Raw genomic sequence first — 13,478 nt, forward strand, 5'->3', positions numbered from 1 at the left:
CTCTACCTCTGCTGAGGTTTCTGACCTTGCGCTGCGGGAGATGCCGTTAATTTCGTTGGGCACCTCAGGCAGGTCAACTGATTCAAAGACTTCAGCTTCGCCCTGACCAATTTTTGCTAGCGAAATGACATGTAGCTTCTTGCTGGCAGGGTCGGTGACATAGGCGGTTTGGCCGTCCACCCAGATGGCGGGGCGGGGGTCCTGCCACACGGTGGATTCCTCCCAGGAGTCCATAACATCAACAGAGCCCAGCTCAGCGCCGTCCTCAGCGTAGAAGCGCAACTTGCCGTCGGTGGTGAGCAGCAAATGTTCGCCCTGCTCACCGCGGGCTAGAGAACGGAAGGTGTAAGAAACGCCCTCAGGTAGCGCTACCTTGGTGCGGGTTTCAGCCTCGGTGTCAATGACAGAGAACTGCTCGGGGCGTTCAAGCTCGGCCTCTTTATCGGTCTTGTAGTCAGCCAAAACAAAGTGGGAGGCCTTAGAGCCTGCCTGGTTTCCTGAACGGGAGTAGGGGTCCTCTGGGTTGCTGACCTTGGTGAAAGCGCCATCTTTATAAATGAGGGCGCCGTCCTGGCACCCCACGGTGATGACATCATCCGCAGCCACTGCCTCGCCGTGAATGCCTGGGCATTCTTTGTTTTCTACGATGGTCTTGCCTTCAGCATCGACCACAGCTGCACCGCTGCGCTCTTCTTCGTTGCCCACGGCTACCAGGTAGCGGTCATTGTCCAGGGGAATCGCTAGGCCGTGGTGGGGCTCAGGGAGGGTCACCGTGGTTGTTTCGAGCGTGGAGGCAGTGCGCTGGTCTTCGCCGGTCAGGTCAGCTGGGTTATAGACATCGAAGGTGCCGGTTTTATCGGCAAACATCGCGCTTTTGCCGTGATCTACGATGACGTGGCCGGTACCCTCGGCTGCAAAGCTCAGTGATGTGAGGGTGGGAGCGGTGGTGTAGTAGTGGTCGTGGTCCCCGTGCTCCTGCGTCCAGGCGCCCATGTCCAGCATGGTGTAGGAGTTGCCATCTGCGACCACCATATGGCGGTTGTCCCCGGCAGGGTTGAGCCTCAAGAAACCTTCTTTTTCAATGGTTTCGAGCACCTCAAAGGTCTTGCCATCCAGGACCATGACCCCGCCATCATAGGTGAGTGCTAAGCGGGATGAGGGGGCTGATGCTTCTTTGATATCAGCCTGGGTTGCGGTGCTAGAGGTTGCTGGTGAGCTGGTAGCTGGGGCGCTGGAGGGGGAGGCCGAACTGCAGCCTGCCAGCGCAAGAGCGGCAATGCAGGTGACGGCAGATAGGGTTAATCGGTGTTTCGGTGTAAGCATGAAAACAGCATAACTTAAATGAGAACTATTTGCATAAGAGGGTCAAAAAGAACGGGAGCCCACCGAGGTGGCTCCCGTTCCAGTGTTGTTTTAGCCTAAAGCAGGTTGTTCAGACCCTGTTCCTTGAGCTTAGCAACGGTGTTTTTCACGCTCTGCGCGTCATCCCTCACGGTGACCAAGAGCGCATCTGCGGTATCAACAATCACCACGTCAGAAATACCAATGACCGAAATTTTACGGTGGGTGTTATTGACGATAATTCCGGTGGAATCCTCGGTAATGACATTGTTTTTATCGCCCAGAACAAAGAGATCATCGCCGGTTTTCTTGATGTTCAGGCGGGCAACCGCGTCAAAGTCACCAACATCGTCCCAGCTAAAGGAGCCGGGAACCATGGCGACATCACCTGCTGCTGCGGCGGGTTCAGCCACAGCATAGTCAATGGCGGTCTTAGGTAGGGTGTCCCAAAGTCTATTCATGGTGGCGTCGCGTTCTGGGGTGTCCCAGGCGCGAGCAATCTGCATGATCCCTTCATAAAGCTCCGGCTCATTAGCTTCGATATGCTTCAACATGAGCTGGGCTGGGGCTACGAACATGCCTGCATTCCAGGTGTAATCACCGGTTGCAAGATAAGCGCTTGCGGTCTGGGCGTCCGGCTTTTCTACGAACTCCTCGACGGCGAGAGCGTTGGGGGCATCCTTGACACCCAAGCTCTTGCTGGCCTTGATATAACCAAAAGCGGTGGAGGGTTCGGTTGGTGCGATACCGATGGTGACCACCTTGCCGGTGGCAGCGGCAGCAACAGCTTCACGAACTACCGCCTGGAAGTCTTCAACCGGATCAATCACATGGTCTGCAGCAAAGGAGCCGATAATTGCTTCAGGGTCCCGCTGGTAGAGAATTGCGCTGGCAAGGCCAATAGCTGCGGCAGAATCCCTGGGTGATGGTTCGAGGACGAGGTCTGAGCCCCGGAGTTCACGCAGCTGCTGGGTGACAGCATTAGCGTGAGCCTCGCCGGTAATTACCATGACTCCGTCGGCTGCAAGATCAACCAGTCGATCATAGGTAGCACGGAGCAGGGAAGAGCCTGTTCCGGTCAGGTCAAGAAGGAATTTAGGTTCTACCGCACGAGATAGGGGCCAGAGGCGTGAGCCCACTCCGCCGGCCGGAATGAGGGGGTAGAACCGTTCAAGTGGTGTTCTCATCGTGTCTAAGTGTACCGATAAAGAACGTCATATTGCTGAAATGTTAGAGAGGTGTACGCCCACCCTTGCCGGGCGTGTAGCCATGAACCCCGTGGGATACCCTGCGGTATCGCGCAGAAAAAGGCAATAAAGTCATTAAAAATTGCCCTAATTTCCGGTCAATGAGCTAAGAATCTGACTGACACAATGTCATTATCACTCCTAAAAACCTGCTAACCTAACTGTTGAGTAGAACACACACTAGGTTGTTGTGCGGGTAGCTCGCGCAGGCAGATTAGAGCTGCTTCAACCGCATTACACAGGAGGTTATTCAGTGCCGAATACATCCAAGGGCACGCTGTACCGTGGCCGCGAAGGTATGTGGTCATGGGTTGCCCACCGCATTACCGGTATTGCTATTTTCTTTTTCTTGCTGGTCCACGTCCTTGATACCGCGGTAGTCCGTGTATCTCCGGAGGCCTACAACGCCGTTATGAGCGTCTACAAGAACCCCATTATGGGTGCCGGTGAAGCTGTATTAGTTGCAGCTATCGTTTATCACGCTTTTAACGGTATCCGTATCATCCTCATTGACTTCTGGAAGAACGGTGCCCGCAACCAGAAGGGCTTGCTGTGGGGAGTGCTCGTTCTCTGGGCAGTCGTCATGATTCCTTTCATTATCCGTCACGCAATGCTCGTACTTGGGGGTCACTAGGCCATGGCAACACCGCTGAAAACTAAGATTTCTGTTCCCCGTAGCCGTGATAACAGCATTTCGGGCGTTAAGTACAACCGTTCATCCTCCAAGCGCAACAATTTTGAGATGGCAGCCTGGCTCTACATGCGTATCTCCGGTGTGCTACTGGTCGTACTGATTTTCGGTCACCTCTTTGTCAACCTCATGATGGGCGAAGGCGTACACCGCATTGACTTCGGCTTCGTGGGCGGTAAGCTCGCCAACCCCTTCTGGCAGGTTTGGGATCTGCTGTTGCTCTGGCTAGCTATGCTTCACGGCACCAACGGTATGCGCGTCATCATCGATGACTATGCAGAGAAGGACGGCGTACGTTTCGTTCTTAAGGTTGCGCTCTTCCTCGCCTCAGCCTTCGTCATTCTTCTGGGCACCCTGGTCATCTTTACCTTAGACCCCTGCCCCGCTGGTGCTGATCCCGAGCTTCTTGCGTCCTTCTGCACCGCCCCCTAAGTTTTCTAAGAACGAGACACTGAAGAAAGAAGCATTGACTAATGCAGGTACATAAGTACGATGTCGTGATTATTGGTGCCGGTGGCGCCGGCATGCGCGCAGCAATTGAAGCTGGTCAGCGCGTCCGCACCGCTGTTCTCACCAAGCTTTACCCCACCCGCTCCCACACCGGTGCAGCCCAGGGCGGCATGTGTGCAGCCCTTGCCAACGTCGAAGAAGACAACTGGGAATGGCACACCTTTGACACCATCAAGGGCGGGGACTACCTCGTTGACCAGGATTCAGCAGAGGTTATGGCTAAGGAAGCCATCGAAGCTGTGCTGGATCTTGAAAAGATGGGTCTGCCCTTCAACCGAACCCCTGAAGGCCGCATCGACCAGCGACGCTTTGGCGGTCACACCCGTGACCACGGTAAAGCGCCCGTGCGCCGCGCCTGCTACGCAGCAGACCGCACCGGCCACATGATTCTGCAGACCCTGTACCAGAACTGCGTTAAGCACAACGTTGAGTTCTACAACGAGTACTATGTGCTTGATCTGGTCATGGTTGAAGATGAGGACGGCGTCCGCCGCCCTGCAGGCGTGGTCTCTTATGACCTGGCAACCGGTGACGTCCACGTTTTCCAGGCCAAGTCCATCATCTTTGCCTCAGGTGGCTGTGGCAAGATCTTCAAGACCACTTCCAACGCCCACACCCTCACCGGTGACGGCATGGCGATTGCTCTGCGCAACGGCATTCCCCTGGAAGATATGGAGTTCGTGCAGTTCCACCCGACCGGTTTGGCTGGTCTGGGCATCCTGGTCTCTGAGGCAGCCCGCGGTGAAGGTGGCATTCTGCGTAACTCAGACGGTGAACGCTTTATGGAACGCTACGCGCCGACCATTAAAGACCTGGCACCCCGCGATATCGTTGCCCGCTCTATGGCGAACGAAGTGCGTGAAGGCCGCGGCTGTGGCCCCAACAAGGACTACGTCCTGCTGGACCTCACCCACCTGGAACCCTCACACATCGATGAGAAGCTACCGGACATCACCGAGTTCGCACGCACCTACCTGGGCGTTGAACCCTACACCGAGCCCGTGCCCGTGTTCCCCACCGCTCACTACGCAATGGGTGGTATCCCCACCAACATCAAGGCTGAAGTTCACGCTAACTCAGAGGACATCATCCCCGGTCTCTACGCTGCCGGTGAGGTAGCTTGTGTGTCTGTACACGGTTCAAACCGCCTGGGCACCAACTCCCTGCTGGACATCAACGTTTTCGGTAAGCGCGCCGGTATGTACGCTGCTGAATACGCCGCAAGCGCCGACTTCCTGCCCGTCCCCGACGATGCAGCCGACGAAACCCTGGCATTGCTCAACCAGATCCGCAACGGTGAAGGCACCGAAAAGGTAGGCCAGCTCCGTAAGGAACTGCAGGACGTTATGGACGCCGACATGCAGGTATTCCGCACCGAAGAGACCATCCACAACGCCGTCAACAAGATTGTTGAACTCGAAGAGCGCTACAAGAACATCCAGATCCAGGACAAGGGCAAGCGCTTCAACCTGGACCTGCTTGAAGGCGTTGAACTGGGCTTCCTCCTGGAACTTGCCAAGGTCATGTCGGTCGCTGCCCTGCACCGTAAGGAATCCCGCGGCGGTCACTTCCGCGAGGATTACCCCGACCGCGACGATGCTAACTTCATGAAGCACTCAATGGTCTACCGCGATGAGACCACCGAGATGGAAGGCATCAAGGGTCTGCGTTTCGACACCAAGCCCGTGACCTTCACCCGCTACGAACCGATGGAGCGTAAGTACTAAAATGGCTGATTTTGAAGCACGTGAACCAGAATCAAAGGTTCAGCTAGCATCTGAAACCGGTGGCGCGGACGCAATCCCCACCTTTGACATCACCGTTCAGGTACGCCGCTACGACCCGGAACTGTCGGCAGAAGCGCACTGGGACGAATTCCAGCTCACCATGTACGGCACCGACCGTGTACTGGATGCCCTGCACAAGATTAAGTGGGAGATTGACGGTTCGCTGTCTTTCCGCCGCTCCTGTGCACACGGTATCTGTGGCTCGGACGCCATGCGCATCAACGGCCGCAACCGCCTAGCCTGCAAGACCCTGCTCAAGGACCTTGACCTGGCTAAGCCGATTACCGTTGAGCCCATCAAAGGTCTGCCCTGCGAGAAGGACCTCATTGTCGATATGGAGCCCTTCTTCCAGGCCTACCGTGAGGTCATGCCCTTCTTGGTCAATGACACCCACGAGCCTGAGCGTGAGCGCTACCAGTCCCAGGAAGACCGCGCTCGCTTTGATGACACCACCAAGTGCATCCTCTGCGCAGCCTGCACCTCCTCCTGCCCCGTCTTCTGGACCGACGGCCAGTACTTCGGCCCGGCAGCTATCGTCAACGCCCACCGCTTCATCTTCGATTCACGCGATGACGCCGGCGATATGCGACTGGAAATCCTCAACGACAAAGAAGGCGTCTGGCGCTGCCGTACCACCTTCAACTGCACCGAGGCTTGCCCCCGCGGTATTGAAATCACCAAGGCTATCGCCGAGGTCAAGCAGGCAATTCTTGCCCGCTCACTCTAGCCTCTAGAGAACCTACAGGACGCCGCCGCGCCCCACCTGCCACCAGGGCAGGGGAGCGCGGCGGCGTCCTGCGTCTGGTGGAGAAGTGTCACAGAAGCGTCATAGAGCGGGCGGGGCTTCACGAGCGGTCTCACTTCGCAGGATCGCGGGGCAGCGGTTATCTTAGATGTATGTCTTCTTCAGCAGCGACCACCCTTGATGTGAACTCCCCAATCTTTGGGCAGCGCCTTCGCACGCTCACCCCGGAGCTCATCCGCTTCCGCCGTGAGGTACATGCCAACCCCGAGTTGTCCTACCTGGAGAAGAAAACCACCGAGCGCATCTTTAGCGCTCTGACTGAGGCCGGGTTGAAGCCTAAGCACCTCAAGGGCACGGGTTGCTACGTTGATGTGGGGGAGGGACCTTTTGCGGCGGCCTTCCGCGCCGACATCGACGCGCTGCCCATTCAAGAAGAAACCGATTTACCCTACGCCTCCACGGTCAACGGGGTCATGCACGCCTGCGGGCACGACATCCACCAGACCGTCATGCTGGGCGTTGCCATCGCCCTGCACCGCCTGCACAAGGAAAACCCGCTGGGCGCCAGCATTCGTATTATTTTCCAGCCGGCTGAGGAACAGCTGCCCGGTGGCGCTGTCGATGTGCTGGCTCAGGGCATCCTTGAGGGCATGCCCCGCGCCTTTGCGCTCCACTGTGAGCCCAAGGTGGATGTGGGCAAAATTGGCACCCGTATCGGGGCGATTACCAGTGCGTCTGACACCATCAAAATCAGCCTTAAGGGCAGGGGCGGTCATACCTCACGCCCGCACCTGACCGAAGACATCGTTTATGCTCTGAGTCAGATCGCTATCAATGTGCCAGCTGTGCTCTCTCGTAAGACCGACGTGCGCAGCGGGGTTCTGGTGGTCTGGGGCCAGATTGAAGCGGGGGTTGCCCCCAATGCCATCCCCTCAACCGCCTTTTTGGCAGGTACCATGCGCTGCCTGGATGCGGATGTGTGGAAGCAGGCGGGTTCAATTCTTGACGAAGTGGTTGAACAGATCGCTGCCCCCTACAACGTCGAGGTGGAGCTGGAGCACTTCCGCGGCGTCCCGCCGGCGGTTAATACTGAAGACGAGGTTGCTATGCTCGAAAACGCAGCCCGCGCGGAGCTGGGGGAGGACGCAGTGGTGCTGGTTGAGCAGTCCATGGGCGGCGAAGATTTCGCCTGGATGCTGCAAGAAGTGCCCGGTGCCCTCATTCGTTTGGGTACCCGTGTGCCCGGAGGCTACACCTTTGATCTGCACCGCGGGGACTATGCCCCCGATGAACGTGCCATTGAAGCTGGGGTGCGCGTCATGGCAGCCACAGCCCTCCGCGCTATCCGCGCTGAGCTGGCCCGTTAGAGGGGTACCCTCCCTAGAGAAACGTTGCAGCGCCAAGGAAGAGAATATTTTAAAAAACCTTGAACTGGCTCGTCTCTGTTCCCAAAATCCGGCTGCTCCCGCTGTGATTAGCGTAAATAATAGGGCAGTCACTCAGGAGCACCTAGAAGTGTAGCGTGGTTCACTTATTTGCTGGGCGCCCGGAGATGAATAGAAACTTAAATCACACTAAGATGTGTTGTGTTACGCAAAATATTCTCTGGGGCGGGTTAAAACACCGGCGCAAGGTTGCGCAGGGCACGCTTTCAGGGCCGTACGAAAAGGACCCTCATGGCTTTCTCACGCAAGCATATTGCATCAACCGGTTCACTGCTGGGTATCTCCGCCCTCCTACTTGCAGGTTGTGGAGCAGCTCCCGAAGAATCATCATCAGCATCCGGTGAGTCCACCGACTACCTTGGCTGCATCGTTTCAGACTTCGGTGGTTTCCAGGACAAGTCCTTCAACCAGAACTCCTACGCTGGCGTAAAGCACGCTAAGACCGAGTTCGGTATCAACATGAAGGAAGCTCAGTCCACCGCTGAGACCGACTACGCACCCAACCTCAACGAGATGGTTCAGGCCGGTTGTAACCTCACCGTTACCGTAGGCTTCGGTCTGGCTGATACCACCAAGGAAATCGCAGAAGCTAACCCCGATCTGCACTTCACCATCGTGGATGATAACTCCATCGAGCTGGATAACGTGCGCCCCATTGTCTTTGACACCGCTCAGGCTGCTTTCCAGGCTGGTTACGTTGCTGCAGCACAGTCAAAGACCGGCAAGGTAGCTACCTACGGTGGTATGGAATTCCCCACCGTTACTATCTTCATGGATGGTTTCGCGCAGGGTGTTGAGTACTACAACGAGCAGAAGAACGCAGACGTTGAGGTTCTTGGCTGGAACAGCGACAGCCAGAGCGGTACCTTCACCGGTGACTTCGAGGATGCTACCAAGGGTAAGACCAACACTCAGAACTTCCTCGACCAGGGCGCTGACGTCATCATGCCCGTTGCTGGCCCCGTAGGTTCTGGCACCCTTGAAGCTGTCAAGGAATACAACGCATCAAACCCCGATTCACCGGCATCTGTTGTATGGGTTGACGCTGATGGCTTCGAGACCAACGCTGACTACCAGGACATCATCCTGACCTCTGTCATGAAGAAGATGGATGACGCTATCACCGAGACTATCAAGGCTGACATGGACGGTAACTTCACCTCCGAGGCTTACATCGGTACCTTGGAGAATGATGGCGTGGGCCTGGCTCCCTTCCACAACTTTGATTCTGAGGTAACTGACGAAACCAAGGCTGAACTGAACCAGATCAAGGAAGATATTATCTCCGGTACTATCAAGGTTGAAACCGCTGGCTCACCCACCGCATAACTCCTAGCGGCTGAGCCATAGTAAAGGCGGCTCACACTTCCCCTAGGGTAGTGTGAGCCGCTTGTTTGCCACCCTGGTTCTTTCCTCGGCAAGAGACCAGTTAGACTAAAGCACGACGTATACGCGAAGCCACTCCAGTTTGCCGCTGGGTCAGGGGCTGTCGCCGGTTCTTACACAGAAAGCCACTCGATGAAACTCGAACTGCGCAAGGTCACCAAACGGTTTGGTGATTTTACCGCTAACGACAGCATTGACCTGACCGTCACCCCTGGCACGGTTCACTGTCTCCTGGGGGAAAACGGGGCGGGTAAATCTACTCTGATGAACGTCATCTATGGTCTCTACCGCCCTACTGAGGGTCAGATGTTCATTGATGATCAGCCGGTGGAATTCTCCGGGCCTTCGGATGCAATGGCAGCCGGTATCGGTATGGTGCACCAGCACTTTATGCTGGTTCCCGTGTTCACGGTGGCAGAGAATGTAGCCCTGGGCGCTGAATCGATCAAGGGCGCCACCCTTGATCTTGAGTCAACCCGCAAGAAAATCCGTGAAATCTCTGACCGCTACGGCTTCCAGGTAGACCCGGACGCCGTGGTTGAGAATTTGCCGGTGGGTGTTCAGCAGCGCGTTGAGATCATCAAGGCGCTGGTGCGCGATGCTGAAATCCTCATTCTGGACGAGCCCACCGCCGTCCTTACCCCTGCTGAAACTGATCAGCTGTTGGGCATCATGGATCAGCTGCGCAAGGACGGTAAATCCCTGCTCTTCATCTCGCACAAGCTGCGTGAGGTGCGCGAAATTTCTGATGATATTACCGTGATTCGCCGCGGTAAGGTGGTTGGTCACGCCCAGCCCACCATGTCAACCACTGAGCTGGCTTCCATGATGGTGGGCAAGAACGTTCAGCTAACCGTTGATAAGGACGCGGCCCAGCTCAGCGACAAGGTCTTTGAGGTTAAAAACCTGACCCTGATGGCTGATAACGGTGTGCCCCTGCTCAAAGACGTCAGCTTTGAGGTGCGCGGCGGTGAGATTCTTGCCGTGGCCGGTGTGCAGGGTAACGGGCAGACTGAACTGGCAGAAAGCATTATTGGCCTTCACCCCAAGGCAACAGGCTCTCTGAGCCTCAACGGCACCGAGCTGCTGGGGATGAGCACCAAGCAGGTGTTGCGCTCCGGTGTTGGCTTTGTGCCTGAAGACCGGAGCAAGGACGGTCTTATCGGCTCCTTCTCGATTTCTGAGAACCTCGTGCTCGACCTGTTCGACACTCCTGAGTTTTCTTCAGCCGGTACTCTCAACCGTTCAAAGATTTCAGCGAACGCTGATCGCGCTGGCACCGAATTCGACATCAGAATGGGCTCTAAGGAGCACACAGCATCCACCCTCTCCGGCGGCAACCAGCAGAAAATTGTTGTAGCGCGCGAGCTGAGCCGGGATTTGCAACTCTTTGTGGGCTCCCAGCTCACCCGCGGTGTGGATGTTGGTTCAATTGAGTTTATTCACAAACGCATTGTGCAAGAACGCGATAAGGGCGTGCCCGTCCTCATCGTTTCTACCGAACTGGATGAGGTCTACGGCCTTGCCGACCGCATCGCCGTCTTCTTCCACGGTGAGCTGATGGGCATCGTCCCACCGACCACCCCGAGATCTGTGCTGGGTCAGATGATGGCAGGTGCCACCTACGAGGAGGCGCTGGCAGCTGATACCGAGCACTCAGAGGCATCGAGTGTCTCTGCGGCTAAAACCCAGGTAACCGAGTCTGCTCCGTGGGCAGAAGGAGAAGAGAATGAGCGATAAGCAGCCCGCTGCCCAGCAGGTAGACCCTGCTCTGGCAGCCGACATCAACGCACCGACTCCTCCTCAGGACGTCCCCTCGCAGCTGGTGGAAACCCAGAAGCCCTCCCTCTTCGCCCGGATTGCGGGCGGCAACATCGGCCTCTCTATCGGTGCAGCGCTGGCTGCCTTCATTGTGGGCGGCCTGCTGATTGCTGTAACAGACCCAGCGACCCAGACAGCATCAAAGTACTTCTTTGCGCGCCCGCTGGACACCCTTGCCGCCGGGTGGAGCGCTGCGTATGACTCCTACGTAGCACTCTTGCAGGGTTCAATCTTCAACCCCAACGGCAGAAACTTCACCCAGCAGATTCGCCCGCTGACAGAAACCCTGACCGTTGCAACACCGCTCATCTTTGCTGGTCTGGCCGTAGCGCTGTCCTTCCGGGCAGGTCTCTTTAACATCGGTGCCCAGGGCCAGATTATTCTAGGTGCCATCATCTCAGGGTGGGTAGCCCTGAACGCGGGCCTCCCCGTCATCGTCATGGTTCCCCTCATTCTGCTGGGCGGTATCGTCGGTGGTGCTATCTGGGGTGGCATCATTGGTGTCCTCAAGGCTCGCACTGGCGCGCACGAGGTCATCCTCTCCATCATGATGAACTACATCGCTGCCAACCTTTTGGTCTACCTACTCAAAACTCCGTTGCTGCAGCGCGAAGGTAGTTCTAACCCCATCTCAGAGAAGCTGGGCGAGAACGCCCTGTTCCCGCTTCTGCTGGGCCCGCAGTTCCGTCTGCACGCAGGTTTCTTGGCGGCGCTCCTTGCAGTAGCTTTTGTCTGGTGGTTGCTGAATCGCTCCACCGTCGGCTTCCGTCTGCGCGCGGTGGGCGCTAACCCCAACGCCGCCCGCACCGCCGGTATCTCAGTGGCATCAGGCTACATCGTGGTGATGGCTCTATCGGGTGCGCTGGCAGGTCTCGCTGGCGCAGCCCAGGTAGCTGGAACCGAAAAGGTGCTCTCCACCGGTATCGCGGCGTCCCTCGGCTTTGATGCCATTACCGTGGCGCTGCTGGGCCGCTCCAAGCCTGTGGGCACATTCTTCGCCGCCCTTCTCTACGGAGCCTTCCGCGCCGGTGGTGTGTCAATGCAGGTCAGCACCGGCACCGACATTGACATCGTCTTGGTGCTCCAGGCTCTGATCGTTCTCTTTATCGCCGCACCTCCGCTGGTGCGTGCAATCTTCCGTCTGCCCGACCCCACCGGGGCACCGCGCACCAAAAAGAAGAAGTCCGCATCTAAGGCAGTGGAGGCAGCAGCATGAGCGTCGTAGCTACTCAAAACACTAAGGTCTCAGCTGAGACCGAAACCGGTGTTGTGAAGAACTGGAAAAACCCGGTTATTTACACGATCCTGGCTCTGCTTTCGGTCTTCTTGATCGGAGTCCGTGCCCCTGAGAAGACCATTAGCCTCGGTATTTCTGACGGCGTACGCTGGTTCCAGGCCGAACCTCTGCAGATTAACCCCCAGGTTTACGGCTGGGTTGCTGTAGCGGTCATGCTGGCCCTAGCCGCCTACGCTCTGGTAACAACCAACGCTGGTAAGCTACTAGGCCGCTGGGTAGCCCCCCTCTTCTGGCTTACTTTTGTCACCGGTCTGCTGGTTTGGGCCATTGGTTCAACGACTAAGCCCTCCCTGTCACTGGTCTCACTGCTGACCGGTGCGGTAGCACTGTCGATCCCCATGATTTTTGGTTCCATGGGTGGTCTGCTCTGCGAGCGCTCAGGTATCGTCAACATTGCTATCGAGGGGCAGTTGCTCTTCGGCGCTTTTTCGGCGGTGCTGGTAGGCTCCATCACCGGTAGCCCCTGGGCAGGTTTGCTGGCTGCTATGGCAGGTGGCGTGCTGGTTTCGGCTATCCTGGCCCTCTTCTCCATCAAGTACCTGGTGGATCAGGTCATCGTGGGTGTGGTGGTCAACGTGCTGGTCTCGGGTCTCACCGGCTTCCTTTTTGCACGCGTCCTGCAGCCCAACGCACCCACCCTTAACTCTGCGCCCAAGCTGCCCGGCTTCGAAATCCCCGTCCTGTCACAGATCCCTGTCATCGGACCGGTCCTGTTCAACCAGAATGTTCTGGTCTACCTCATGTACTTCGTTGTAGGGCTGATTTGGTTCGCGCTCAACAAGACCAAGTGGGGTCTGCGTACCCGCGCGGTAGGTGAACACCCCAAGGCAGCTGACACTCTGGGCGTTAACGTCAACCGCCTGCGTCTGATGAACGTACTGCTGGCCGGTGCTGTAGCCGGTATGGGTGGAGCCTTCTTCACCCTGGTTTCGGTGTCAGCCTTCAACTCTGACATGACAGCGGGTCAGGGCTACATCGCGCTGGCCGCACTCATCTTTGGACGCTGGACTCCGGTGGGTGCCCTCAGTGCAGCCCTGCTCTTTGGTTTCTCACTCAACCTGCAGTTCGTGCTCTCCATTTTGGGTACCCAGGTACCCACCGAGCTGCTGGCTATGCTGCCCTACCTAGTCACCATCTTTGCGGTGGCAGGTCTGGTGGGCCGTTCACGTGGCCCGGCAGCTGTGGGCACGCCCTACGTCAAGGAATAG

The 13,478-nt window shown here is 57.1% G+C and carries 11 protein-coding genes; 9 read left to right on the forward strand and 2 right to left on the reverse strand.

From position 1 onward, the window contains the following. Both L6990_RS09305 and L6990_RS09310 read right to left on the reverse strand, forming a co-directional pair. Window positions 1-1,323, reverse strand: a 1,323-nt coding sequence (locus L6990_RS09305) for a hypothetical protein (protein WP_237203847.1), incomplete at its 3' end; no start/stop codon positions are given. Window positions 1,324-1,418: 95 nt separating this feature from the next. Then, window positions 1,419-2,528 carry a mannose-1-phosphate guanylyltransferase gene (locus L6990_RS09310; protein ID WP_237203848.1) on the reverse strand — a complete coding sequence of 370 codons (1,110 nt, stop codon included), beginning with the start codon at window positions 2,526-2,528 and terminating at the stop codon, window positions 1,419-1,421. A gap of 313 nt (window positions 2,529-2,841) precedes the next feature. On the opposite strand from L6990_RS09310, the gene sdhC reads away from it, so the two are divergent. The 9 genes from sdhC to L6990_RS09355 all read left to right on the forward strand — a co-directional run bounded on the left by sdhC (window position 2,842) and on the right by L6990_RS09355 (window position 13,478). Next, on the forward strand, window positions 2,842-3,222 hold the full coding sequence (gene sdhC / locus L6990_RS09315) for a succinate dehydrogenase, cytochrome b556 subunit (protein ID WP_237203849.1): 381 nt from the start codon (window positions 2,842-2,844) through the stop codon (window positions 3,220-3,222). 3 nt (window positions 3,223-3,225) lie between these two features. Further along, entirely contained in the window at window positions 3,226-3,711 is a 486-nt protein-coding gene (sdhD, locus tag L6990_RS09320; protein WP_237203850.1) for a succinate dehydrogenase, hydrophobic membrane anchor protein, read from the forward strand. A 41-nt stretch (window positions 3,712-3,752) separates the two neighbouring features. Then, window positions 3,753-5,516: a succinate dehydrogenase flavoprotein subunit gene (gene sdhA, locus L6990_RS09325; RefSeq protein WP_237203851.1), complete on the forward strand. Its 1,764-nt coding sequence runs from the start codon at window positions 3,753-3,755 to the stop codon at window positions 5,514-5,516. A gap of 1 nt (window position 5,517) precedes the next feature. Next, on the forward strand, window positions 5,518-6,303 hold the full coding sequence (locus L6990_RS09330; protein WP_237203852.1) for a succinate dehydrogenase iron-sulfur subunit: 786 nt from the start codon (window positions 5,518-5,520) through the stop codon (window positions 6,301-6,303). Between the two features lie 170 nt (window positions 6,304-6,473). After that, the gene (locus L6990_RS09335; RefSeq protein ID WP_237203853.1) at window positions 6,474-7,688 is read left to right on the forward strand and encodes an amidohydrolase; all 1,215 of its coding nucleotides are present in this window, start codon (window positions 6,474-6,476) and stop codon (window positions 7,686-7,688) included. Window positions 7,689-7,997: 309 nt separating this feature from the next. Further along, window positions 7,998-9,095 carry a BMP family lipoprotein gene (locus L6990_RS09340; protein ID WP_237203854.1) on the forward strand — a complete coding sequence of 366 codons (1,098 nt, stop codon included), beginning with the start codon at window positions 7,998-8,000 and terminating at the stop codon, window positions 9,093-9,095. A gap of 189 nt (window positions 9,096-9,284) precedes the next feature. Continuing rightward, the gene (locus L6990_RS09345; RefSeq protein WP_237203855.1) at window positions 9,285-10,892 is read left to right on the forward strand and encodes an ABC transporter ATP-binding protein; all 1,608 of its coding nucleotides are present in this window, start codon (window positions 9,285-9,287) and stop codon (window positions 10,890-10,892) included. Next, entirely contained in the window at window positions 10,882-12,189 is a 1,308-nt protein-coding gene (locus L6990_RS09350; RefSeq protein WP_237203856.1) for an ABC transporter permease, read from the forward strand. Before L6990_RS09345 ends, L6990_RS09350 begins: the two co-directional genes overlap by 11 nt. Continuing rightward, window positions 12,186-13,478: an ABC transporter permease gene (locus L6990_RS09355; protein WP_237203857.1), complete on the forward strand. Its 1,293-nt coding sequence runs from the start codon at window positions 12,186-12,188 to the stop codon at window positions 13,476-13,478. The genes L6990_RS09350 and L6990_RS09355 overlap by 4 nt, the downstream gene beginning before the upstream one ends.

Source organism: Rothia endophytica (assembly GCF_928381505.1).
In the GTDB taxonomy this organism is placed as follows: domain Bacteria; phylum Actinomycetota; class Actinomycetes; order Actinomycetales; family Micrococcaceae; genus Rothia; species Rothia endophytica_A.